Annotated in this window: 21 protein-coding genes and 2 pseudogenes; 18 read left to right on the plus strand and 5 right to left on the minus strand. The window is 68.7% G+C overall.

Annotated features, from left to right (window positions below):
- Positions 1–86: 86 nt before the first annotated feature.
- Positions 87–359: a hypothetical protein gene (locus WBN46_RS14090; RefSeq protein WP_192202654.1), complete on the plus strand. Its 273-nt coding sequence runs from the start codon at positions 87–89 to the stop codon at positions 357–359.
- 82 nt (positions 360–441) lie between these two features.
- On the opposite strand, the gene WBN46_RS14095 is transcribed toward WBN46_RS14090, so the two are convergent.
- Entirely contained in the window at positions 442–1071 is a 630-nt protein-coding gene (locus tag WBN46_RS14095) for a hypothetical protein (protein WP_337732104.1), read from the minus strand.
- A gap of 270 nt (positions 1072–1341) precedes the next feature.
- Here WBN46_RS14095 and WBN46_RS14100 point away from each other — a divergent pair, with 270 nt between their 5' ends.
- Positions 1342–2325, plus strand: coding sequence for a GGDEF domain-containing protein (locus WBN46_RS14100; protein WP_337732105.1), 984 nt, complete (start codon positions 1342–1344; stop codon positions 2323–2325).
- A gap of 186 nt (positions 2326–2511) precedes the next feature.
- Here WBN46_RS14100 and WBN46_RS14105 read toward each other — a convergent pair whose 3' ends face one another.
- The 4 genes from WBN46_RS14105 to WBN46_RS14120 form a co-directional block, all read right to left on the minus strand.
- Complete coding sequence (locus WBN46_RS14105) at positions 2512–5667, minus strand: CusA/CzcA family heavy metal efflux RND transporter (protein ID WP_337732225.1); 3156 nt, start codon at positions 5665–5667, stop codon at positions 2512–2514.
- Positions 5668–5692: 25 nt separating this feature from the next.
- On the minus strand, positions 5693–6955 hold the full coding sequence (locus WBN46_RS14110) for an efflux RND transporter periplasmic adaptor subunit (RefSeq protein WP_337732106.1): 1263 nt from the start codon (positions 6953–6955) through the stop codon (positions 5693–5695).
- Entirely contained in the window at positions 6952–8235 is a 1284-nt protein-coding gene (locus WBN46_RS14115) for a TolC family protein (RefSeq protein ID WP_337732107.1), read from the minus strand. Before WBN46_RS14115 ends, WBN46_RS14110 begins: the two co-directional genes overlap by 4 nt.
- Before the next feature lie 62 nt (positions 8236–8297).
- A complete protein-coding gene (locus tag WBN46_RS14120; RefSeq protein WP_337732109.1) occupies positions 8298–8690 on the minus strand; it encodes a hypothetical protein in 393 nt (130 codons plus the stop codon).
- 111 nt (positions 8691–8801) lie between these two features.
- Between WBN46_RS14120 and flhB the strand changes: the two genes are divergently transcribed.
- The 16 genes and pseudogenes from flhB (at position 8802) to WBN46_RS14200 (ending at position 25013) form a co-directional block, all read left to right on the plus strand.
- A complete protein-coding gene (flhB, locus tag WBN46_RS14125; protein ID WP_337732110.1) occupies positions 8802–9932 on the plus strand; it encodes a flagellar biosynthesis protein FlhB in 1131 nt (376 codons plus the stop codon).
- Entirely contained in the window at positions 9929–12010 is a 2082-nt protein-coding gene (flhA, locus tag WBN46_RS14130; RefSeq protein WP_337732111.1) for a flagellar biosynthesis protein FlhA, read from the plus strand. The genes flhB and flhA overlap by 4 nt, the downstream gene beginning before the upstream one ends.
- A gap of 48 nt (positions 12011–12058) precedes the next feature.
- On the plus strand, positions 12059–13756 hold the full coding sequence (gene flhF, locus WBN46_RS14135; RefSeq protein ID WP_337732112.1) for a flagellar biosynthesis protein FlhF: 1698 nt from the start codon (positions 12059–12061) through the stop codon (positions 13754–13756).
- 55 nt (positions 13757–13811) lie between these two features.
- Positions 13812–14624, plus strand: a pseudogene (locus WBN46_RS14140) (MinD/ParA family protein); the annotation flags it as partial.
- On the plus strand, positions 14621–15373 hold the full coding sequence (locus WBN46_RS14145; protein WP_192202664.1) for an RNA polymerase sigma factor FliA: 753 nt from the start codon (positions 14621–14623) through the stop codon (positions 15371–15373). The pseudogene WBN46_RS14140 and the gene WBN46_RS14145, both read left to right, overlap by 4 nt.
- Positions 15374–15490: 117 nt before the next feature.
- Positions 15491–15871 carry a chemotaxis response regulator CheY gene (locus tag WBN46_RS14150; protein ID WP_192202794.1) on the plus strand — a complete coding sequence of 127 codons (381 nt, stop codon included), beginning with the start codon at positions 15491–15493 and terminating at the stop codon, positions 15869–15871.
- Positions 15871–16482, plus strand: coding sequence for a protein phosphatase CheZ (locus WBN46_RS14155; RefSeq protein WP_337732113.1), 612 nt, complete (start codon positions 15871–15873; stop codon positions 16480–16482). Before WBN46_RS14150 ends, WBN46_RS14155 begins: the two co-directional genes overlap by 1 nt.
- Positions 16483–16518: 36 nt before the next feature.
- Complete coding sequence (locus tag WBN46_RS14160) at positions 16519–16662, plus strand: hypothetical protein (RefSeq protein WP_337732114.1); 144 nt, start codon at positions 16519–16521, stop codon at positions 16660–16662.
- Positions 16663–16689: 27 nt separating this feature from the next.
- On the plus strand, positions 16690–18438 hold the full coding sequence (locus WBN46_RS14165; protein ID WP_192202666.1) for a chemotaxis protein CheA: 1749 nt from the start codon (positions 16690–16692) through the stop codon (positions 18436–18438).
- Positions 18439–18682: 244 nt separating this feature from the next.
- Positions 18683–19423 carry a flagellar motor protein gene (locus WBN46_RS14170; RefSeq protein WP_192202667.1) on the plus strand — a complete coding sequence of 247 codons (741 nt, stop codon included), beginning with the start codon at positions 18683–18685 and terminating at the stop codon, positions 19421–19423.
- 19 nt (positions 19424–19442) lie between these two features.
- Positions 19443–20291: pseudogene (gene motD, locus WBN46_RS14175) on the plus strand (flagellar motor protein MotD); the annotation flags it as partial.
- Positions 20292–20404: 113 nt separating this feature from the next.
- Complete coding sequence (locus tag WBN46_RS14180; RefSeq protein WP_142124926.1) at positions 20405–21187, plus strand: ParA family protein; 783 nt, start codon at positions 20405–20407, stop codon at positions 21185–21187.
- Complete coding sequence (locus WBN46_RS14185; protein WP_337732115.1) at positions 21184–22194, plus strand: chemotaxis protein CheW; 1011 nt, start codon at positions 21184–21186, stop codon at positions 22192–22194. The genes WBN46_RS14180 and WBN46_RS14185 overlap by 4 nt, the downstream gene beginning before the upstream one ends.
- A 104-nt stretch (positions 22195–22298) precedes the next feature.
- Positions 22299–22613, plus strand: coding sequence for an STAS domain-containing protein (locus tag WBN46_RS14190; protein ID WP_142124928.1), 315 nt, complete (start codon positions 22299–22301; stop codon positions 22611–22613).
- Positions 22610–22975 carry a response regulator gene (locus WBN46_RS14195; RefSeq protein ID WP_192202671.1) on the plus strand — a complete coding sequence of 122 codons (366 nt, stop codon included), beginning with the start codon at positions 22610–22612 and terminating at the stop codon, positions 22973–22975. Before WBN46_RS14190 ends, WBN46_RS14195 begins: the two co-directional genes overlap by 4 nt.
- 49 nt (positions 22976–23024) lie before the next feature.
- Positions 23025–25013: a chemotaxis protein CheA gene (locus WBN46_RS14200; RefSeq protein WP_337732116.1), complete on the plus strand. Its 1989-nt coding sequence runs from the start codon at positions 23025–23027 to the stop codon at positions 25011–25013.
- Positions 25014–25100: the final 87 nt, after the last annotated feature.

The following is a 25100-nucleotide window of genomic DNA, read 5'->3' on the forward strand; positions in this document are numbered from 1 at the left end:
CCCGCCCGACATGTCCGGCCACGGGCCATCCCGGGGTGGTTCCAGGTGTCATGCTGCTCGCGCCCGCTCCTGCGCAAGGAACCGCCATGCGCGCCACCTCCTGCGCCCTGCTCGCTTTCTACCTGCTGTGCTGCGTTGGCGCGCTGGGACTGATCCATGTCTCCGAGCATCAACTGCTGGGGCTGCAGCCCGATCCCCTCGCACACGCATTCGCCTGGTTGCTGGCCTTGCCATGGTCACTGTTGACCCTGCTGCCCATCGCGGGCAGCCCCACGGTGGCCTACGCGTTGACCATCGCCGGCATGCTGCTGAATCTGGCGCTGGGCGTGGTGTGGGTGGTGCGCTGGAAAGCCGGGTGATGCCCGCACGCGCAGGGACAGACGCGACAACGGCCGCGTCGGCGGCCGTTGTCGTGGGTGGGATGGGGCAACGCCGGTGCGATTACTTGTCGCGGCCGTTGCCCTTGTTGCCTTGAGCCTTCCCGCTGTTGCCCTTGCCTGGATGGTCGGCGTGAGCGGGCTTGCCGCCCTGGCTCGCCTGCGCCGGCTTCCGGCCGCCTGCACCCTTGCCCTGGCCGGGACCATGCTTGGACCAGTCCACGCTGGTGCGCTGGTCGATGCGGATGGGATAACCCCAGCGGTCATAGGTGCCCACCGCCCCGTTCTTCAAGGCATGGAAGGCCGGCGAACCGGGCTTGATGCCCATCTGCTTGGCGAGGTTGCCCCAACCCTGGCCCGGATTGCGTTCGTAACGTTGCACGACATCCAGGCAGGGAATGCCGAGCGCACGCGCGATGGCGCAGGCGAAGTACACATCGGCGGGGGCCCACCCGCGACGGTCGAGCAGATCCAGGACCAGCGAGCGCGGCGCGCCGTAGTGCCCGGTCATCTCGGAAACGAACGGGTCCCGGTACCGGCGCCCGTAGTCGTTGATCTCTCCCAGGCGGGTGTCGACCCATACATCGCCGGTGCGGATGTTGTAGCCCACGGTCTGCGCATGGACAGGTTCGGCGCCCGCCCAGGCGGAAGCGCATACCGCAAAGATCACGGCCCAGCGTGCGAATGCTCTCATGCCACTTCTCCTGTTTCGGGAGGCCGGAGTGTTGATGCTCCGCACTGAATGCGCAATGACGTACCGAACACCGTGCCATGCGGAATCCGGCACACGCTGCCGAGCGCTCGCGCACGCCGATGCCAACGCCCAAGCGTGACTCTCATCACGCCCGCCCACGGGCAACCGCATACACTGCGCGGTGGTCCATCTCCGCCGACTTGCCTGCGATCGCGTGAACGTTTGAACGACGAAGAAGCATCCCGCCCCCGGGCGCATCCGGCCCTTGCCATGAAGCCGACCCGCCGCGACTTCCGCCTCGACATCATCGTCCTGCTGGGTTCGATCACGGGCGTCACCATCACCGTCTTCGGCATCTATCGCTGGCTCAGCGGACAGCATGCCCTCGCCTGGCTCGACTTCGCGATTGTCGCCTGCGTCATGCTGCCCGTGCTGTATGCGTGGCGAACCGGCGACAGCACCCGGGCCGGCGCAGCGCTGTGCGTGTTGAACTCGGCAGGCACCCTGGCGGCGTGCCTGCTGGCGGGACACACCGCACTGACATGGATCTACCTGGTGCTGCTGACCAACTTCTTCATCGCGAACCGCTGGCTGGCGGCCTCCGCCAACCTCGTCATCCTGGTCGGCGTGCAATTGCTGCCCGACTTCTTCCACGACGGGTTCCACGCCACGTCCGTGGCGGTCAGCGTGCTGCTGATCACCGGTTTCTCGTACATCTTCGCCAAGCGCACGCAGGGAGACCGGGCGCGGCTGGAGAAGCTGGCCGCGATCGATGCCCTGACCGGCGTCCCCAACCGGCGCAGCATGGAGCGCGCGCTTGCGGATGCGGTGGACACGTTCCAGCGGACCGGACACAACTACGGGCTGGTCGTGCTCGACCTGGACCGTTTCAAGGACGTCAACGACCAGTACGGACATGCCGCCGGGGATGCCGCCATCGCCGACCTCGCCTCGATCCTGCGCTTCGAGATGCGCCGCAACGACCACGTGTTCCGCTTCGGCGGCGAAGAGTTCGTCGCCCTGCTGGACCTCGACAACAGCCAGGACCTGGAAGCCGCCACGGAGCGCCTGCGCAAGGCCGTGCGCAGCGCCCTGCGCGGCCCCGGCGGGCGCATCACCATCTCGCTCGGCGCAGCGCTGCTGCGCGAGCAGGAAAAGACCTGGCACGACTGGTTTTCGCGCGCCGACGCCGCGCTCTACCGCGCGAAGTCGGCCGGACGCGACAGCTACGTGATCGCCGACGACCTGTTCTAGGCACGCGTGAGTCGCGTGGCCAATGGGCTGCATCGCACTCATCACCGCCCCGGTTCTTTTGCCGTCGTCCCAGCGAAAGCTGGGACCCATCTGCTCTTGCCCCGAAAGCCCCGCCACTCACAGGCAATGGATTCCAGCCTTCGCAGGAATGACGGGATCGGGATCAGCCCGCCGAGATCGATCCACTCATTGCCTGCTCCACCACCACCGGTAAAGCAGCGGCAGCACCAGCAACGTCAACAGCGTGGACGAGACGATGCCGCCGATCACCACCGTGGCCAGCGGACGCTGCACCTCCGATCCCGCCCCGACATTGAGCGCCATCGGCAGGAAGCCCAGCGATGCCACCAGTGCGGTCATCAGCACCGGACGCAGGCGACCCAGCGCCCCTTCGACGACGGCGGTATCAAGCGGGGCGCCCTGCTCGCGCAGCTTGCGGATGAAGGCGATCATCACCAGCCCGTTCAACACCGCCACGCCCGACAGCGCGATGAAGCCGACGCCGGCCGAAATGGAGAGCGGCAAGCCGCGCAACGCCAGCGCCACGACGCCCCCGGTCAGCGCCAGCGGCACACCGGTGAACACGATGGCGGCGTCCTTGGCCGAGCCGAACGCCCAGAACAGCAGCGCGAAGATGACCACCAGCGTCATCGGCACCACGAGGCCCAGCCGCTGGCTGGCCGAGATCAATTGCTCGAACGTGCCGCCGTACTCCACCCAGTAGCCGGCCGGCACTTCCACCCCGGCGCCGATCTTCTCCCGCAGCTCCGCCACGAAGCCGCCCAGGTCACGGCCGCGCACGTTCGCGGTCACCACCACGCGGCGCTTGCCGTTCTCGCGGTTGATCTGGTTCGGTCCCAGCGTGGTCTCGATCTTCGCGACCTCGCGCAGTGGCACGGTACGCGGCGTGCCGGAATCCCACGCAGCGGAGCGCGTGGATTCGTCCTCGTTGTCGCTGCGCCCCAGCGGGATGGGCAGGTCGTGCAGCGCGGACGGATCCTGGCGCAGCGCCTCCGGCAGGCGCACGACGATATCGAAGCGGCGATCGCCTTCGAACAACTGCCCTGCCACTTCACCGCCTACCGCGGTGGCCACCGTGTGCTGCACGTCGCCGGGGTTCAGCCCGTAGCGGATCAGCGCCTGGCGGTCCGGCGTGATCGTCAGCAGTGGCAGTCCCGTCGCCTGTTCCAGCCGCACGTCGGCCGCACCGTCGACGGTTTTCGCCACGCGTTCGATCTGCTCACCCAACTCCACTAGTGCATCCAGGTCATCGCCATAGACCTTGATGGCGACGTCCGCGCGCACGCCCGAGATCAGCTCGTTCATGCGCATCTGGATGGGCTGGGTGAACTCGTAGTTGTTGCCGGGAATCTGCTGGACGGCGCGTTCGATCTCCGCCACCAGCGTGGCCTTGGGCTTGCGCGGGTCGGGCCATTCGGCACGCGGCCTGAGCATGATGAACGTATCGGCGACCGAGGGCGGCATCGGATCGGTCGCCACTTCCGCCGTGCCGAGCTTGCCGAACACGCGGTGCACTTCCGGAAACTGCTTGATGCGTGCCTCCAGCGTCGCCTGCATGCGCACCGCCTGGTCCAGGCTGGTGCCGGGAATACGCATGGCGTGCATGGCGATGTCGCCTTCGTCCAGGCTGGGCACGAACTCGGTGCCCAGGCGCGTGGCGAGTACGCCGCACACCACGACCAGAGACGCCGCACCCGCGCCGACCAGCATGCGTCGGCGCAGCGTCCATGCGAGCGCCGGCGCATACGCACGCCGCGCCCATCGCATCAGGCGGGTCTCCTTCTCCTGCACGCGACCGCGCATGAACAACGCGACGGCCGCGGGCACGAAGGTCAGCGACAGCACCATCGCACCGGTCAGCGCCAGCACCACCGTGATCGCCATGGGATGGAACATCTTTCCCTCCACGCCGGTGAGGGCGAAGATCGGCAGATACACGGCGGTGATGATGCCCAGGCCGAACAGGCTGGGGCGGATGACCTCCGCCGTTGCCGAAGCGGTGGCATCGAGGCGCTCCTCCTCCGTCAGCAGGCGACCCAGCGCGTGCTGCAGGTCGCCGAAGCGGCGCAGGCAGTTCTCGATGATGATCACGGCGCCATCCACGATCAGGCCGAAGTCCAGCGCGCCCAGGCTCATCAGGTTGCCCGACACGCCGCCGCGCACCATGCCCGTCAGCGTGAACAGCATGGCCAGCGGAATCACCGCGGCGGTGATCAGCGCCGCGCGCACGTTGCCCAGCAGCAGGAACAGCACCACGATCACCAGCACCGCGCCTTCCACCAGGTTCTTCGCCACGGTGCGGATGGTGCGGTCCACCAGCGAGGTGCGGTCGTACATGGGTTCGGCGTGCACGCCCGCGGGCAGGCTGCGGTTGGCCTCGGCCAGTCGTGCGGCCACGGCGCGCGCCACGTCGCGGCTGTTGGCGCCGATCAGCATGAAGGTCGTTCCCAGCACGACTTCCTTGCCGTCCATCGTGGCCGCGCCGGTGCGCAGCTCCGGTCCCTCGCCCACCTGCGCCACGTCGCGCACACGGATGGGCACGCCTTCACGGCGGTCCAGCACGATGTCGCGGATGCCGTCCAGGTCGGCCACCTGGCCCGGCGCACGCACCAGGAACTGCTGGCCGTTGCGCTCGATGTAGCCCGCGCCGACGTTCTGGTTGTTGCTCGCGACGGCCTCCACCACGTCGTGCAGGGTGAACCCCAGCGCGACCAGTCGTGCCGGATCCGGCGTGATGTGGATCTGCCGCGCGAAGCCGCCGATCGTGTTCACTTCGGTCACGCCCGGCACGTTGCGCAGTTGCGGCCGCACCACCCAGTCCTGCAGCGTGCGCAGGTCGGTGGCGGTGTACGGCGTGCCGTCGGCCTTCAGCGCATCGGGTTTTGCTTCCACCGTGTACATGAAGATCTCGCCCATGCCGGTGGCGATGGGTCCCATGCCGGGTTCCAGCCCGGCGGGGAGCTGCGACTTGGCCTGCTGGATGCGCTCGCCCACCTGCTGGCGGGCGAAGTAGAGGTCGGTGCCGTCCTTGAAGACCACGGTCACCTGCGACAGGCCATAGCGGGAAATCGAGCGCGTATGGTCCAGCCCCGGCAGGCCGGCGAGCGCGGTCTCGATGGGATAGGTCACGCGCTGTTCCGCTTCCAGCGGCGAGTAGCCGTCCACCTGCGTGTTGATCTGCACCTGCACGTTGGTGATGTCGGGCGTGACATCGATCGGCAGCCTGCTGAAACTCCAGGCGCCGACCACGACCAGCGCCAACGTCAGCGCCATCATCAGCCAGCGGTGCGCGATGGCGAAGCGCAGGATGCGTTCCAGCAAGCCGTGCGATGCCGGAAGGGATCGGTCAGTGGTCATGCGATGCCCCCGACTTCTCGATGTCGGCCTTCACCAGGTAACTCTGCTCCACTACCACCTGGTCGCCGGCGTTCAGGCCGGACAGCACTTCCACCTGTCGTGCATCGCGCTTGCCGAGTTCGACGGGCCGCACTTCATACGTGTCGCCCACGCGCACGAACACCACCTCCCAGTCGCGGAATGTCTGCAGCGCGGCTACCGGCACCACCAGCGCGGCAGGCTGCTGCTCCACCGTGATGCGTGCCTTGACCGCAGAGCCGGGACGCCACAGTCCATCCGCATTCTCAAGCGTGGCCCGGGCAACCGTACTCTGGCTGGCCGTGGCGGTTCCGGGCAGCACGCGTTCGAGCGTGGTGTGTACGGTGGCGCCGTCGCTCAGCCGGGTCACCGTCACCGGTACGCCGGGCACGATGTGCTGCGCATCCGCGCCGAAGATGTGCAGGTCCACCCACAAGGTGGACAGGTCCGCCACTTCGAACAACGTGGCGCCCTCGCCCGCCACGCTGCCCACGGTCGCATGCCGCGCCAGCACGACGCCCGTGATCGGTGAGGTGACGGCATACGTGGTCAGGCTGAGATTGCTTTCCACGCTGGCCATCGTCTGGCCGGCCTGCACGCGGTCGCCCACGTTGGCGGCCAGTCGGCGGATGGGGCCGGGGAAGCGTGCGGCGATGTTGGCCACGCGTCCTTCGACCGGCGTCAGCAGTCCTTGCACTTCATGCTCGTCGGCGATGGTGCCCGCCTGTGCCGGTGCCACGCGGATGCCGGATTCATCGGCGATCTTCGCGGCGATGGTGGTGCGGCCTTCGTAGCTGTCGTAGGTCCAGCGCAACGTGCGTCCTTCGATCTTCGCAACCACCTCGACGTCGAAGGAATGCGGTTCGCCCACCACGGTCTTTGCCAGCAGGCTGCCGTCCCGTTGCGGTGTCAGCGCATGCGTTTCGCGCACGCCGCCCAGGCGGACGAGGCGGACTTCCACGCTGCCCGCGCTTGCGGGCAAGGGCGTGCCGTCACGGTAGAGCCAGGCCTGGTACCTGGGTGGCGTGCCGGTTTCAGCGATCGCCAGCTCGACGGTGAAACCGTCCTGGCTCAGCAGTCGGCCACCGTGCCCCCCCCGTGCGGCATCGGCGGCGGCGTGTTCGCCGCCTTCTTCGTGGCCGTGGTCATCCTTGGACGCGCTGTCGGCCGCGCCGCCGCAGCCTGCCAGCATCAGGGAGAGCGCGAGCGCGCGCAGGAGGGGGTGCAGGGTCATGGCGTGCTTCCTTGTTCGGCAGTTGCGGTCCCGGCCACGAGGGCCTGGCCGGTGAGGCGTTGGAGTTCGATCAGCGCGCGGTGTGCTTCGAGCGCTGCCTCGAGTTGCTGGCGGCGGGTCGACGTGGTGTCGGACTGCAACTGCGCCCACTCCAGGTAGCTGATGGCGCCGGCCCGGTAGGCACGCTCGGCCGCCTGTTCGGCGCGCACCAGACGCGGTAGCACGTCGTCGCGCATGCGCTGCACTTCGAGCTGCGAAACGCGATAGCGGCCATAGGCGTCGGTGAGCGTCGAGTACAGCGCGATGTCACGCGATTCGCGCTCGATGTCCAGCGCCGCCAGGTCGGCTTCCGCAGCCCTCGCCTCGGGGCCGGCACGGCGCGCGCTTCCCAAGGGCAGCGACACGCTGCCGACCAGTGCCGTGTCGCCGCTTTCCTGCAGCCGGCGCACGCCGACCTGCCAATCGAGGTCTGCCGTCCCGCTGCTGCGCGCCAGGCGCAGGCGTGCCTCGCGCAGGCGGCGCTCGTCGGCGAACTGGGCAAGTTCCGGCGTGCCTTGCAGCAGCGCGGCCAGGGCCTGCGTGTCTTCGATGGCGGGCAGCGCCAGAGGATCGCCTGGCGCCACTGCGAACCCGGGATCGCGCTCGCCCCACAACGCGGCCAGGTGCTGGCGCGCGGCGTCCTGCTGCTGCTTCGCGCGTGCCGCCGCCATCTCTGCACGCGCCAGTGCGGCCTGCGCGGTGAGGAGCACCGACTCCGGAGACGCGCCCGCCTGCAGCCGCTGTCGCGCGGCCGCCACGGTGCGGCGGCGCTGCGCCATGTCCTGTTCGGCGATCTCGTGTTGCGCGTGCGCGGCGGTGACGGCTAGATAGCGGCGCGCCACATCCGCCAGCAGGTCAAGGCGTTGCGCCTCGCGCTGCACGGCCAGGGCATCGATGCGTGCCTGTGCCAGCGTGCGGCGGGCATCCAGCTTGCCGCCCCGTTCCAGCACGCCGGCCAATGTCAGCGTGAGTTCGGCCCCGGAAAAACCACGGGCGTCGCCCGTGCCCAGCATGTTCTCCACCTGCATGCCGGCGCTCAACGGCGGGCGCAGGATCGCGGCATCGCGCTCGGCGAGCAGTGCGTCGGTGCGGGCGCCGAACAGGCGCAGGTCGGGATGGACACGGGCAACGCGCGCGATGGCGTCGTCCAGCGTCAGGGATTCAACAGCGGGCGATGGCGCCTGTGCATGCACGCACGGCGCGATCGCGAAGGCGGCCAATGCCGCCAGTCGCAACCACATGGGAATTCTCCGGAAAGTCGGTGATGGAGCGCGGGCGACAGGACGTCAGCCCGGCATGGACATCACGCGCTGATCGGAGGACGCAGCAGGGAGGTGGCCGGCGCGCGTGGCACCGCCATCGTGGCCGCGACGGGCGCGGCGGAAAGCAGCTTCATGGCTGGCACGCGCATCGCCGCGGGCACGATGGCGGTCAGGTGGCCGCAGCAGTGGCTGGCGTGCATCAGGGCGTGCAGAAGATCCCCCTCGCCCGCCTCCCCATCCGCGTGACCATGGTCGTTGCCTGCGGATTCACCCGCATGTTCGCTGACCGCATGCAGGTGGTCGCCGCCGCTGCCCAACTCGTGCAGGTCGCCCAGCGAGGCCAGTACCGGGTTCGCCAGCACGGCCAGCAACAGCACCGCCAGCGCGGGCAGGCGCAGCAGCCGGAAGCAATGGCGGCGGAGAAGACGGAGCATCGGCCCGCATCGTAGCGGCTGCCATCGACGTTAGACAATTCCACGTCGCACCGCGGTCGCGAACTGGAACAGGTCTTGCAGTGCCCCCTCCGACCCCGTCGGAAACGCGCCATGTCTGAGCAGGACGAAAGCGGCGAACGCACAGAACTCCCTACCGAAAAACGACGCCGCGAAGCCCGTGAACAGGGCAACATCCCGCGTTCGCGCGAGCTGGCGACGGCGGCCGTCTTCGGGGCCGGCGTGCTGGCGATCATCGCGATGGGCCCGGGCCTGGCACGCGACACGCTCGGCTGGATGAAGATCGCGCTGACGCCCGACCCCGCGCTGATGCGCCAGCCGGACCAGCTGTTCGGGCATGTCGGCCTGCTGCTGCTGAAGCTGCTGGCGGTGGTCGCGCCGGTGGCCGGCATCTGCGTGCTGGCCGGCCTGGCCGCACCGATCGCGATGAGCGGCTTCCAGTTCTCGCAGAAGGCGCTGATGCCGGATTTCAAGCGGCTCAGCCCCGCCGCCGGCCTCAAGCGGCTGTATGGCGCCGAGAGCGTGGCCGAGCTGCTGAAGTCGCTGCTGCGCGTGGCCCTGATCGGCGGCGCGGCGGCGATCTGCGTGAAGCTGGGCCTGAACCCGCTGCGGGAACTGCTGACCATGCCGCTGGAACAGGCCGTGCGCAGCGGCCTGAGTTTCACCAGTACCCTGCTGCTGGCGACCACCGGCGGCCTGATCCTGCTGGCCGCCATCGACGCGCCGTACCAGAAATGGAACTGGCTGCGGAAACTGAAGATGACGCGCCAGCAACTCCGCGAAGAGATGAAGGAAAGCGAGGGCAGCCCCGAGGTCAAGGGCCGCATCCGCCAGATGCAGCACCAGCTGTCGCAGCGCCGGATGATGGAAGACGTGCCCACCGCCGACGTGATCGTGGTCAATCCGACCCATTACGCGGTGGCGCTGAAATACCAGGCCGGTCAGATGGGCGCACCCACGGTGGTCGCCAAGGGCGTGGACGAACTGGCCATGCGGATCCGCGAAGTGGCCGATGCCCACCGCATCGCCATCGTCTCGGCGCCCCCTTTGGCACGCGCCTTGTATCGCGAAGGTCAACTTGGCCGGGAAATCCCCGTGAGACTCTACGCCGCCGTCGCCCAGATCCTGTCCTACGTGTACCAGCTGCGTGCCTGGCGCGTGGGCGAGGCCCCGCTGCCCGACCTGCCCGCGGTGGACGTGGATGAGCACGGGGGCAAGGCATGAGTGCGCAACCCGTCGGCGGCATGCGCTGGATGGAGATGCTGAAGAACGGCCTCGGCGCACCCCTGGTCGTGCTGGCGCTGCTGGCCATGATCGTGGTGCCGCTGGCACCACCGGTGCTGGATGCGCTCTTCAGCTTCAACATCGCCATCTCGCTGGTGGTGCTGCTGGCCGTGGTGTACGTGAAGCGGCCACTCGACTTCACCATCTTCCCAATCATCCTGCTGATGACCACGATGCTGCGGCTGGCGCTCAACGTGGCGTCCACCCGCGTGATCCTGCTCAATGGCCAGAACGGCCATGACGCCGCCGGCAAGGTCATCGCCGCGTTCGGCGAATTCGTGGTGGGCGGCAACTACGCGGTCGGCATCGTGGTGTTCGCCATCCTGACCATCATCAACTTCGTGGTGATCACCAAGGGCGCGGGGCGCATCTCGGAAGTGTCGGCGCGCTTCATCCTGGACGCGATGCCCGGCAAGCAGATGGCCATCGACGCCGACCTCAATGCCGGCATCCTGACCCGCGAGGAAGCCAAGGCGCGCCGCGAGGAAGTGCGCGAGGAAGCCGATTTCTACGGCGCGATGGACGGTGCCAACAAGTTCATCCGCGGCGACGCCATCGCCGGCATCCTGATCCTGTTCATCAACCTGGTCGGCGGCTTTGCTGTGGGCATGTTCCAGCACGGCATGGCGGCGGCGGACGCGGCCTCCACCTACACCCTGCTGTCGATCGGCGACGGCCTGGTCGCGCAGCTGCCTGCGTTGCTGGTGTCGTCTTCGGTCGCCATGCTGGTGACGCGCGCCTCGCGCTCGCAGGACATGGGCCAGGCGGTGATGGGCCAGGCCTTCGGCCAGCACAAGGCGCTGGCGGTGTCGGCGGGCGTACTGGGCCTGGTCGGGCTGGTGCCCGGCATGCCCAACGTCGCCTTTTTGACGCTCGCGGCCGGCCTGGGCTACCTGGCCTGGAAAATGTGGAAGCGGACCCAGGAAAGCCCCGAGGCCGCTGCCGGCGACCTGGCGGCCCTGCCCGCACCCGGTGCCCCCGACCGCAACGCCGAACTGACCTGGGACGAGCTGCGCCCGGTCGACCCACTTGGCCTGGAAGTCGGCTACCGGCTGATCCCGCTGGTGGACAAGAACCAGGGCGGCGAACTGATGTCGCGGATCAAGGCCGTGCGCCGCAAGCTGACGCAGGACCTCGGCTTCCTGGTGCCGCCGGTACACATCCGCGATAACCTCGAACTGCCGTCCAACGGCTACCGCCTGCTGGTGCATGGCGTGCCGGTGGCGTCGGCCGAGATTCATCCCGACCGCGAGCTGGCCCTCGATCCGGGCGGCGCGTTCGGCGCCATCGACGGCATCCCCGGCAAGGACCCGGCGTTCGGGCTGGACGCGGTGTGGATCCAGTCGCACCAGAAAGCCACCGCCGAATCGCTGGGCTATACGGTGGTCGATCCGGCCACCGTGATGGCCACCCACCTCTCGCATCTGGTACGCGAACACGCGCCGGAGCTGCTGGGCCACGAGGAAGTGCAGCAGCTGCTGTCCCAGCTGGGCCGCAGCGCGCCGAAGCTGGTCGAGGACCTCACCCCGAAGGCGCTGCCGCTGGCCACGGTGGTGCGCGTGCTGCAGAACCTGCTGATCGAGCGCGTGCCGATCCGCCAACTGCGCCGCATCGTCGAGGCGCTGGTCGAGTTCGCCCCGCAGAACGCCGATCCGGCCGCACTGACCGCTGCGGTACGCACCTCGCTGGGCCGGTTCATCGTGCAGGAAATCTCCGGCATGGCGCCGGAACTGCCCGTCTATACCTTGGCGCCGAATCTGGAACGCGTCTTGCAGGACAGTACCCAGGGAACCGGCGCGGCGCTGGAACCGGGACTGGCGGAACGCCTGCACCAGAGCCTCGCCGACGTGGTGAACAAGCAGGAAGCCCGCAGCGAGCCTGCGGTGGTGCTGGTACCGGGTTCGGTCCGCGCCGCCCTCGCCCGCCTGGTCCGCCACAGCGTCCCTTCGCTGTCGGTGCTGGCCTACAGCGAGGTTCCCGAGGACAAGCGGTTGAAGCTGGTCGGCACGATCAGCTGAGACCGGAAGCAGCAGAACCCGACGCGACATCGAACCGGATAGCACGCCATGAAAATCAAACGCTTCGTCGCCCCCGACATGCGCACCGCCTTCGCGATGGTCCGGCAGGAACACGGCCCGGACGCGGTGATCCTGTCCAACCGGGTGACCGAGGATGGCATCGAGATCGTTGCTGCCAGCAACTACGACGAAGCGCTGGTGCAGCGCACGCTGGAAGCGATGCGCCCGGCCACGCCCCCTGCGCCGCTGCATCCGCTGCTCGACCCGGCGCCGCAGGCACCGACCGCGAACGCTCCGGCCCTGTCACCGGCCGAAGCCGCCGCCAGCTACTTCGCCCGCCGCCAGCCGGCCGTCCCCGCTGCACCGCGTGCCGGGACCGCCAAGCCGGCCGTCGCCGCACCTGCGTCGATCGCACCGCCGGCAGCACCCGTCGCAGCGCCACGCGCGCCGGTGGCCGCCACGCCCGCGCCGATCACCGGCGAGATGCCGGCGCCGGTCGTCCGCGACATCGCGCCGCTGCTGATCGAACCCGAATCCTTCGCCGCCAAGCTGGCCGCCTGCCTGCCGGCCGCTCCCGCCAACGAGCCGGTCGCCGCGAGCGAACCCGCTGCACCGCCGCGCCGTCAGCCCGCGCCGCGCGCCGACGCCGATGACACGCTCGACCTGGATGCGCTGCTGCCCTCGATCGCGCCGCCGGTGTCGCTGCCGGAACCCGAGCCTGCGCCGGTCGTCGCGCTGCACGCCACGCGTGCACCGGTGATCGCACCGGTACCGGCGCCCGCTGCCGTCACCGTACCGACGCTGACCGTCGTCACCGACAACGCCACGCACGCCCGCGAGAGCGACGAGCAGCTGGTGCAGATGCGCGGCGAACTGTCCGCCATGCGCGAGATGATCGAGCGCGAGATGCACCGCCTCACCGACGAACGCCTGCGCGGTTCGCCGGTGCGGATGCAGGCGATGGAACTGATGGAAGACTACGGCTTCGACGCCGGCATCACCCGCGACATCGCCCTGCAGATTCCCGCCGACACCGAATTGCACCGCGGCCGTGGCCTGATGCTGGGCCTGCTGTCGAAGAAGCTGCCGGTGGTCGACACCGACCTGCTGGAAACCGGCGGCGTCATCGCGCTGGTGGGCCCCACCGGCGCGGGCAAGACCACCACCATCGCCAAGCTCGCCGCCTGCTTCGCGCAGCGCTACAACGCACGCGACGTGGCGTTGATCACCACCGACACCGTGCGGGTCGGCGGTCGCGAGCAACTGCACGGCTACGGCCGCCAGCTCGGCATCGCCGTGCACGAGGCCGACAGCGCGCAGGCCCTCGCGCTGCTGCTGGAGCGCCTGCGCGACTACAAGCTGGTACTGATCGATACCGCCGGCCTGGGCCAGCGCGACCGCAACCTGGTGGGCCAGCTCAACTGGCTGCGCGCATCGGGCCAGGTGAAGACCCTGCTGTGCCTGCCGGCCAACTCGCACTTCTCCGACCTGGACGAGGTCGTCCGCCGCTTCAGCAGCGTGCAGCCGCAAGGCGTGGTGCTGACCAAGCTGGACGAGACAGGTCGCCTGGGCAGCGCCCTGTCGGTGGTCGTGGACCACCAGCTGCCGATGACCTGGGTAACCGACGGCCAGCGCGTTCCCCACGATCTCCACCGCGCCAACAGCGCCCACCTCGTGCTGCGGCTGGACCAGCTGCGCCGCGAAGCCGACGAACCCTGCTCGACCGAGGCCACCCATGTCGCCTGACCACCTGCTGCAGACCAATCCCCGCAGCACGCCGCCGGCCGCCGGCGCATTCCATCCCGTGCGCGTCATCGCCATCACCGGTGGCAAGGGCGGCGTGGGCAAGACCAACGTGTCGGTCAACCTGGCCGTGTCGCTGGCCGAAATGGGCAAGCGCACGCTGCTGATGGACGCCGACCTGGGCCTGGCCAACGTGGACGTGCTGCTCGGGTTGTCGCCGAAGTTCACCCTCGCCGACCTGGTCGCAGGACGTTGCGGACTGGAAGACGTACTGCTGGAAGGCCCCGAGGGCGTGCTGGTGGTTCCCGCCTCGTCGGGTTTCCGCCACATGGCCGAACTGGCGCCGGCCGAGCACGTGGGCCTGGTCAACGTGTTCTCCGAACTGCAGCGGGCGCTGGATTTCATGGTGGTCGACACCGCCGCCGGCATCACCGACAGCGTGCTGACCTTCTGCCAGGCCGCGCAGGACACCGTGGTGGTGGTCTGCGACGAGCCGGCCTCGATCACCGACGCCTACGCGCTGATCAAGGTGCTCGCGCGCGAGCGCGGCCTGGACCGCGTGCACGTCATCGCCAACATGGTCCGCGACCCCAACGAGGGCCGGAAGCTGTATGAAAAACTCGCCCGCGTCTGCGAGCGTTTCCTCGGCGATGTCGCCCTGCACTACCTCGGCGCGGTGCCGCAGGACGACTGGCTGCGCCGTGCGGTGCAGCGCCAGCAGCCCGTCGTGAAAGCCTATCCGGGCAGCCCGTCGGCCCGCGCCATCGCCGAGATCGCGCGCATGACGGCACGCTGGCAGCCGCCGCTGGGAGCGCGCGGCAACGTCGAGTTCTTCGTCGAACGCCTGATCCAGCGGGGAGTCGCCGCATGAACACCGCCGCCGCCCAATACCGCGCCGTACAGCGCAGCAGTGCGAACGATTTCGTCACCCAGCATGCCGACCTGGTCCGTCGCATCGCCCATCACCTGGCCGCGCGCCTGCCGGCCAGCGTGGAGATCGACGACCTGGTGCAGGCCGGCATGATCGGCCTGCTGGAAGCCTCGCGCAGCTACGATGCCGAGCAGGGCGCCTCGTTCGAGACCTACGCCTCCATCCGCATCCGCGGATCGATGATCGACGAGATCCGCCGCGGCGACTGGGTACCGCGCTCGGTCCACCGTCGCGCCCGCCAGGCGGCCGCCACCGTGCGCGAGATCGAACAGCGCACCGGCCGTGCCGCCATCGCCACCGAAGTGGCGAGTGCGATGGAAATGCCGCTGCCCGAGTACCTGCGCCTGATGGAAGATGCCGCGCGTGGCCAGGTGCTGAGCCTGGAATCGCACATCGACGACCATGGCGAACCCAACACCGCGCGTACCGGCGGCCCCTCGCCGCAGCAGCACCTGGAGCGCAGCGAGTTCCGCCAGCAACTGGTCAAGGCCATCGGCCACCTGCCCGAACGGGAGCAGCTGGTGCTGTCCATGTACTACGAGCAGGAGCTCAACCTGAAGGAGATCGGCGCCGTCCTCGGCGTCAGCGAGTCGCGCGTCTGCCAGATCCACGGCCAGGCCATGGTGCGGCTGCGCGGACGCCTGCAGGTGTTCGAGAAGGCCGACGCCGGCCTGGAAGACAACGACTGAAGAATCCCCACGGCCTGCCGATAAGGCTCCGGTAGGCCGCCGCGTGCAGCCCCTGCCTTGCCGTTGCCCCTGACCGGGCACGCTTTACTGGAGTTCGATGTGACCGCCAACAAGAACATGCGCATCCTCATCGTGGACGACTTTTCCACAATGCGCCGCATCATCAAGAATCTGCTCAATGACCTGGGCTATACCAATACCGCCGAGGCCGAAGACGGCAACAGCGCGTTGACCGCACTGTCCCAGGGCAGCTTCGAGTTCGTGGTCACCGACTGGAACATGCCCGGCATGACCGGCATCGAGCTGCTGAAGGCCATCCGCGCCGACGACCGCTACAAGACCCTGCCGGTGCTGATGGTTACCGCCGAGGCCAAGCGCGAGCAGATCATCGAGGCGGCGCAGAACGGCGTGAACGGCTACATCATCAAGCCGTTCACCGCGCAGACGCTGGAAGAGAAGCTGGGCAAGATCTTCGAACGCCTGGGAGCCGCCGCCTGATGAGCGCCGTGGCCGATATCGCCGGCGCACGCGCCGCGCTGGTGGAAAAACTGCAGCACGCGCTGGATGCCCTGGAACAGGGCGACGAAGCCGGCTGGCGTCGCGAACTGGATGCCATCGCCGCCTGGCGCACGCAGCCGATGATGCAGGGCCTGGGCCGCCTGGCGCGCGAGCTGGCGCAGACGCTGGGCGAACTGCCACCCACCGGACCGGGCGAGCTGGACGACGCCTGCGCGCGCCTGGACCATGTGGTGGAAATGACCGAACAGGCCAGCCACACCACGCTGGACCTGGCCGAACAGTGCCGTGGCTACGCCACCCAACTGAAGGGCACCGCGCTGTCGCCCGAGCAGGCGGCGCTGGTGGACAGCATCGGCAAGGGGCTGTCGGAGATGGCCCTGGCGCAGAGCTACCAGGACCTCACCGGCCAGATCATCCGTCGCGTCGCGGGCATCGTCCGTCGCGTGCACGAGGGCTTCGGCGCGCTGGGCCTGCCGCCGCCGGAGAAGAAGAACCCTTCAGATCTGGCCGGTCCGGCCGTTGCTGGTCTGGACCGCAACGCGTTTTCACAGAACGACGCAGACGACCTGCTCTCCGGACTGGGGCTGTAGGCACCCGCGAACGCGCAGCGGAACCGGAGACCTGCCATGCCCGACGCTTCCGCCCGCCGTTCCTGCCATCCCCTCGTCCTGCTGTTCGTGGGATCGCTGCTGGTCTGCGATGTCCTGGTCGGCCGCTTCCTGCGGCGTCGCCATGCGCACGCCCTGCACCTGCTCGACTCCTCCCGCTGATCACCCGTCCCGGTACCTGCCCCGCCCATGTCCGCCGTCACCCCTGAAATCGCCGCCGACTTCCTGATCGAAGCGCAGGAAATCCTCGACCGGCTGGGCGAGCAACTGGTCACGCTGGAACAGGACCCCTCCGACAGCGAGCAGCTGAACGCGGTATTCCGCGGCTTCCACACCCTGAAGGGCGGCGCCGGCTTCCTCGGCATCCAGCCGATGGTCAACCTGTGCCATGCGGCCGAAGAGACGCTGGGCCTGGTGCGCGCCGGCCAGGCGACGCTGGAACCGCAACACTTCGATGCCGCCCAGCAATCGCTGGACTGGCTGCAACAGATGCTGGACGCGATCGGTGCCGGCGAAGACCCGCCACACGCCCCGCAGATGCTGATCGACCAGTTCGATACCCGGGGGGATGCCGCACCCGCCGCGCCGAAACCCACCGCCGCGACAAGCGCCGCGCCCGCTGCGGCCGGCGCGGACCTGATCAGCGACGACGAGTTCGAGGCCTTGCTGGACCAGTTGCACGGTGATGGCGCACCCACCCGCGCCGCTGCGCCCGCACCCGTCGCGCGACCGGCACCTTCGCCCGCGAAACCGGCCGCGCCGAAGCCGGCCGCGAAAACCGGTGGCGAAACCGAACAGACCATCCGCGTGGACACCAAGCGGCTGGACGCCATCGTCAACCTGGTGGGCGAACTGGTGCTGTCGCGCAACCGCCTGAAGACATTGCGCGCGCGCATCCGCGACGAAGAACTGGACCGCGCCGTCAGCAGCCTCGACATCGCCACCGCGCGCCTGCAGACGGCGGTGATGCGTACGCGCATGCAGCCGGTGGGCAAGGTGTTCTCGCGCTTTCCCAAGGTCGCGCGCGACGTTGCCCGCCAGTTGCAGAAGGAAGTGGACCTGGAACTGGTCGGCGCCGAGACGGAGCTGGACCGCAACCTGGTGGAAGCGCTGGCCGATCCGCTGGTGCACCTGGTCCGCAACGCCATCGACCACGGTGTCGAAGTGCCCAGCCTGCGCGAAGCCTGCAGCAAGCCGCGTGCCGGCCACGTACGCCTGTCGGCGCAGCAGGAAGGCGACTTCGTCACCATCGAAATCCGCGACGACGGCGCCGGCATCGATCCCGAACGCCTGCGCGCCAAGGCGCTGGAAAAAGGCTTGATCGATCCCGAAGCCGCCGCGCGCCTGACCCACGACGAATGCCTGCAGCTGGTCTTCCTGCCCGGCTTCTCCACCAAGGCCGAGGTCACCGACATCTCAGGCCGCGGCGTGGGCATGGACGTGGTGCAATCGCGCATCCGCGAACTCAGCGGGCAGATCACCATCCATTCCGACATCGGGCGCGGCAGCCGTTTCGTCATCCGCGTACCGCTGACCCTGGCGATCCTGCCCACCCTGCTGGTGCAGGCCGGCGACCCCGTCTATGCGCTGCCGCTCGCGCGCGTGATGGAAGTGCTGCACGCACCGTCCGAAAGCCTGCGCTGGTTCGATGGCCAGGCCGTGCTGGACCGCCAGAGCCATACCCTGCCCCTGGTCGACCTGCGCCACTGGCTGCAGGTGGACCCGGTGATGACGCCCCTGCTCACCATCGTGGTGCTGCAGATGGGCGAACAACGCTTCGGCCTGATCGTCGACCAGGTGCGCGGCCGCGAAGAAGTCGTCATCAAGCCCCTGCCACGCGCCGTGCGCGGCCTGCCCGGCTACGCAGGCGCCACCCTGATCGGCGACGGCCGCATGGCCCTGATCCTCGACGTGGACGGCCTGCGCGCGACGGCGTGACGCATCGTGCTCCCTGTAGGAGCGACGCAAGTCGCGACCGCACGCCCTGCACAACATGACGCCTGGATGGCGGTGTGACCCGGTCGCAAATAACGTCGCTGCTGCAACCGCAAGGCGACAGCTCGCGATTCCAGATCACGCGCGGCATGACAACCCGGTGTCTGTGTGATCACGGTCGCGACTTACGTCGCTCCTACAGGACTCACGACTCAAGTCCACCTGAACCGGGCCGATAGATCTGCACATGGACATCTTCAGCCTCATCGGACTCATCCTGGCGCTGGTCGCCCTGGTAGGCGGCAGCATCCTCAAGGGCGCGGGCCTGTCCTCGCTGTGGTCGTCGGCGGCCTTCGTCATCGTGATCCTGGGCACCATCGCCGCGATCCTGGTGCATACGCCGCCGCCGGTATTCAAGCGCGCGCTGTCCATCGTGCGCTGGGTGATCCGGCCACCGGGCACCGATGGCGATGCGCTGATCGCCGAGATCGTCGACTGGAGCAACATCGCCCGCAAGCAGGGCCTGCTGGGGCTGGAGCCGCTGGTCAACCAGCAGGACGACCCGTTCCTGAAGAAGGGCCTGCAGATGCTGGTGGACGGCGTGGAGCCCGAATCGATCCGCCACATGATGGAGATCGACCTCAACGGCCAGGAACACCAGGATCTCGCGGCCGCCAAGGTCTTCGAGGCCATGGGCATCTACGCCCCCACCCTGGGCATCATCGGCGCCGTGTTCGGCCTGATCGCGGTGATGAAGAACCTTGCCGACCCCAGCAAGCTGGGCCATGGCATCGCCGCCGCGTTCACCGCGACGATCTACGGCATCGCCTCGGCCAACCTGTTCTTCCTGCCCATCGCCAGCAAGCTCAAGAGCGTGATCGGCGGGCGCAGCCGCGAACAGGAAATGATCATCGAAGGACTGATCGCGATCGCGCAGGGCGAGAACCCGCGCAACATCGAGGCCAAGTTGGCCGGCTTCCTGCACTGACCCCTGCGGAACGACGGCGATGGCGCGCAGGAAGAAACACGAGGAGCACGCGAACCACGAGGCCTGGGCGATCCCCTACGCCGACCTGATGACGCTGCTGCTCGCTTTCTTCGTGGTGATGTACGCCATCTCCACCATCAACGAGGGCAAGTACCGCGTGATGGCCGATGCGCTCACGGCGGCCTTCGGCGGTGCCCCGCGCACCATCAACCCGGTGCAGGTGGGCAACCATCAGTTGCAGGGTGCCGACTTCGACCGGCCCTCGCCGATCAAGTCCGGTGCCAAACAGGGCCCCTCCGCGCCCTCGCCTTCGCCCAACGTCACCCTGCTGGCGGCGATGGCCTCGCAGATGAACCTCTCGCTGGACGCCAAGGGCCTGCAGAGCGCACAGGGCGAGCTCAAGCGCATCGCCGATGACCTGGAGCGCGCGCTGGCGCCGCTGATCGACGAGAAGCTGGTGGTCATCAAGCGCTCCGAGTTGTGGCTGGAAGTGCAGATCAATAGCGACATCCTGTTCGCCACCGGCTCGGCGGCGCTGGATCCGCAGGCGCAGCAGACCGTCGGCAAGCTGGCGGAAGTGCTGGGCAACGTACCCAACTCGGTGCGCGTGGAAGGCTATACCGACGACCGCCCGATCCGCACCGCGCAGTTCCCGTCCAACTGGGAACTGTCTTCGGCCCGTGCGGCGAGCGTGGTGCACCTGTTCGTCCGCGACGGAATTCCGCCGGAGCGGCTGGCGATGATCGGCTACGGCGAGTTCCGGCCGATCGGCGACAACGCCACCCTCGAAGGCCGCAACGCCAACCGCCGCGTGCTGCTGATCATCCTGGCCAGCCCGGCCGGCCCGGCACCGAACTTGCATGCCCAGGAACAGGCCGTCGAAGCGCCGTCAGTGATCGCACTGCCGTCGCTGCCGACCCACGCCGCGTCGCCCATGCCCGGAGCGCCGCCGGCGCCCAAGGTCCATGAAGGAGTCCAGTGATGCGCGTGTGGGCAATCGCCAACCAGAAAGGCGGCGTCGGCAAGACCACCACCACCCTCGCCCTCGGGCGCGCCCTGGCCATGCGTGGCCGTCGCGTGCTGCTGGTCGACCTGGATCCGCATGCGTCGCTGACGCGCGCGTTCGGCGTGCCCGCCGAGCCGCAGCCTGCCGGCGTGCTGGACCTGTTCGACGAGCAGCCGCCGCTGCTCGCCAGCGTGGCGCGCGCCACCGAGATCGAGAACCTCGCCTTCGTTCCGGCACAGACACCGCTGGCCACGCTGGAGCGCCGCAGCGCCACCCAGCCCGGCCTGGGCCTGGCCCTGTCCAATGCGCTCGCGCGCGGCGGCCAGGCCTGGGACCACGTGCTGTTCGACTGCCCGCCCACGCTGGGCCTGCTGATGGTCAATGCGCTGGCTGCCGCCGACCACGTCATCATTCCGACCCAGACCGAACCGCTGGCGCTGCACGGCCTGAAAGGCATGTGCCGCACCGCCGACATGATCCAGCGCTCGCGCCATCGCGAACTGCCGGTCTCGATCCTGCCCACGCTTTACGACAAGCGCACCCGCACCGGTGCCGAGACGTTGAAGGCGATGCAGGACGAGTACGGCGGACGCGTCTGGAACGACGCCATCCCCAATGACACGCGCATCTGCAGCGTCGATGCACTGACCCGTTCCAGCCCCGCCGCGCAGTATCCCGGCCGCGGCCTGTCGGCGTACCGCCGCGCCCTGGACTGGCTGTTGCTGACGGAAGCACGCGCCACCGAGCAAGCCGCATGACCACGCCCGCCGTCCTCGACGACTACCTGCACGACCTGCTGGGCGACGTGGGCACGGCGACCGCTGCCGCCCCGTCCCTGACCGCGGTCGCCGCGGAAACAGCCGCCACCGGGACATCGCCCGATGCGGCCGACACACCGGCACCGCCCGCCGCGAACCTCAAAGCTCCCCCTGCGCTGGCGATCGCACCGGTACGTGCAGGCAGCGACGCCGACATTATCGGCGACGACGAATTCGAAGCGCTGCTGGACCAGTTGCACGGCAGCGGCGCGCCCACCGCCGTAACCAGTCCCCCCAGCGAACCCGTCGTCACCGCCCCGCCCGCGCCTGCGCTCGCCGTCGCACCTGCGCGCGCAGGCAGCGCCAGCGACATGATCAGCGACGACGAGTTCGAGGCCCTGCTGGACGACCTGCACGGAAGCGCGGCGCCCACCGCGCGGGTTTCCGAACCCGCGCCGGTCGCCGCGCCGGTCGCTGAACCCGCTGCACGCCCCGTGCAGGCGCCGCGCGCGCTGCCGCCGCTGCCGAGCAAGCCCTACCTGCAGGAGGCATTGCCCGATACCGGCGAGCGCCGCCGCGCGACCGAACGCAAGACCCGCTGGCTGCGGCTGCGCTGCGACCAGCAGCATTACGCGCTGGAACTGCTGAAGGTGCAGGAGGTCGTGCGCCCCGCCACCCTGCTGCCCCTGCGTGGTGCCGCGCCGCACATGCTGGGCGTGATGAACCTGCGCGGGCAGGTGGTGCCGGTCATCGACATGGGCCTGTACCTGGGCCGCAATGCGATCGACACCGATGCCGCCACGCGCATCGTGGTGCTCGAGGAACATGGCGAGACCCTCGGCCTGCGCGTCAGCGCGGTGGAGGACGTCGCCAACCTGACCGACAACCAGATCGAATCCCCGGACAACGCCCGCGTCGGCCGCATCGCCAACCCGCTGTTCCGCGGCGTGGCGCGCCTCAACGAACGTGCGGTGATCCTGCTGGACGCCTCGCAGCTGCTCACCTAGGCCATGGCGATGGCAGGTCGACGCGCATCACATATTCACACCGGACGCTCAAGAGTGGCCCGCGTGCGCCGATACCCCACTAGAGCCGCCCTTCCGGAGACACGATGAGCGCAGTGCCCCTGGGTGATGACCTCGGCATCGAGGCCGCCACCGACCTCAAGCAACACCTGGCCATGCATGTCGCACAGCCTGGCCCGCTGGTGCTGGACGCCGGCACGGTGCAGCGCGTGCACACCGCCAGCCTGCAGGTGCTGTGCAGCTTCGTGCGCCAGCGCGAGCAGGCCGGGCTGGCCACCGACTTCAGCGCGGTCAGCCAGAACTTCCGCGACGCGGCACGCCTGCTCGGCCTCGCGCCGCAGCTTGGCCTGGCGACCACCAACAACGAAAACAACATGCAACAAGTGGAGAACGCCGCATGAGCGCACGCATTCTGGTAGTGGACGATTCGGCCTCGATGCGACAGATGGTCGCTTTCGCCCTGACTTCGGCGGGTTATTCGGTGGATGAAGCCGAAGATGGCCAGGTCGCGCTGGGACGTGCGCAGGGGCAGAAGTTCAACGCGGTGGTCACCGACGTCAACATGCCCAACATGGACGGCATCTCGCTGATCCGCGCCCTGCGCGGCATCCCCGACTACAAGTTCACGCCCATGCTGATGCTGACCACCGAATCGGCCGCCGACAAGAAGGCCGAAGGCAAGGCCGCCGGTGCCACCGGCTGGCTGGTCAAGCCGTTCAATCCGGAACAGCTGGTCGCCACCGTCCAGAAAGTCCTGGGCTGAGCCCCGCACTTCCTCCCCACTTCGCATACCGCCACAGGGCTCCACCGCAATGAACATGGACATGCAGCGCTTCCACGCCACGTTCTTCGAGGAAAGCCGCGAAGGGCTGGAAGCCATGGAAGCCGGCCTGCTATCGCTGGAACAGGGCAGCCGCGACGGCGACCTGATCAATTCCATCTTCCGTGCGGCGCATTCCATCAAGGGCGGTTCGGCGACGTTCGGCTTCGACGCCATCGCCGGCATGACCCATGTACTGGAAACCCTGCTGGACGAACTGCGCGCCGGCCAGCGCGCCGTCAGCCCCCCGGCGGTCGACGCGATGCTGGCCTCGGTGGACGTGCTGCGTGCCCTGCTGGCCGAGGCCGAACACGGCACTCCGGCCGACCCCGCCGCCGTGCAGGCCATGAAGGACCGGCTCAACGCCGTCCTGTCCGGCCAGGATGCGCCTGCCGCCACGCCCGCCGCCGCCGCCAAGGCCGACGAAACGCCGGAAGGCTGGAAGATCGGCTTCACCCCCGCGCCGTCGCTGTTCATGAGCGGCAATGATCCGCTGCGCATCCTGCGCGAACTGGAACACCTCGGTCCGCTCGAGATCGCGTGCCGGATGGAACGCCTGCCGGGCTTCGAGCAGATCGATCCGCTGGAAGCCTATCTCGCGTGGGACCTGGGCCTGATCGGCAAGGTGCCGCGCAGCGCCGTCGACGACGTGTTCGCCTGGGTCGTGGATGACTGCGAACTCGACATCCAGCCGATGCAGCGCGATGCGGTGCCGGTGGATGCCGTGGCCGTGGCAGCGCAGCCGGTCGCCCCGGTTACCGCCAGCGGTGCGCAGGCACCGGCAGGCGCCGCGCCCGCCGCCAACGACACCGCAGAAACCTCCATCCGCGTCAGCGTCGACAAGATCGACGGTCTGATCAATCTCGTCGGCGAACTCGTCATCACCCAGGCCATGCTGAAGCAGGTCTCCGGCCTGCTCGACCAGGCCCAGTGCGAGCGCCTGTTCGCCGGTCTGGACCTGCTGGAGCGCAATACGCGCGACCTGCAGGAAGCCGTCATCGGCGTGCGCATGCTGCCGGTGGATGCCGTGTTCCGCCGCTTCCCGCGCCTGGTTCGCGACCTGTCCGCACGCCTCGGCAAGCAGGTGCGCCTGCGCACCATCGGCGAAGGCACCGAGCTGGACAAGGGCCTGATCGAACGCATCGCCGACCCGCTGGTGCACCTGGTCCGCAATTCCATCGACCATGGCCTCGAACTGCCCGATGCGCGCCGCGAGGCGGGCAAGGACGAAACCGGCACGATCACGCTGGCGGCGTCGCACCAGGGCGGCCATATCGTCATCGAAGTCAGCGACGACGGCCGCGGCCTGAATCGCGAGCGCATCCTGGCCAAGGCCGCCGAGCGCGGCCTGGCCGTGCCGGAGAATCCCAGCGATTCGCAGGTCTGGGACCTGATCTTCCAGCCGGGCTTCTCCACCGCCGAAGCCGTGACCGATCTCTCCGGTCGTGGCGTGGGCATGGACGTGGTCCGCCGCAACATCCAGGCACTGGGTGGCGAAGTGCAACTGGAAAGCGCGTCCGGCAGCGGCACGCGCGTGGTCATCCGGCTGCCGCTGACCCTGGCCATCCTGGACGGCATGGGCGTGTCGGTCGGCGAGGAAACCCTGATCCTGCCGCTCGGCTACGTGCTCGAGGCCCTGCAGCCGCAGGCCGAGGACGTGCGTACGGTGGCCGGCGACGGCCGCGTGCTGCGCGTGCGCGGCGAATACCTGCCCATCGTGTCGTTGAACGACTACTACCGCTACGGCCAGAGCGAGGCGGAAGATCCGCTGGTGGTCGTGGTGGAAGCCGACGGCCAGAAGCTGGCGCTGGAAGTGGACGAGCTGATCGGCCAGCAGCAGGTCGTGGTCAAGAACATCGAAAACAACTACCGCCGCATCGACGGCATTTCCGGCGCCACCATCCTCGGTGACGGCCGCGTGGCCCTGATCGTCGATGTCGGCGGACTGGTACGCGCACGCAAGACGCTGCAGGCGGCCTGACGCCGCCGCTCCACCTTTTCACGAATGCGCCGTCACCGGACGCGACCGTAGACTGGTCGCGGCAGGCGGGCGCTTGCCCACACCCAG

Source organism: Pseudoxanthomonas sp. CCNWLW251 (assembly GCF_037402255.1).
Classification (GTDB): Bacteria; Pseudomonadota; Gammaproteobacteria; order Xanthomonadales; family Xanthomonadaceae; genus Pseudoxanthomonas_A.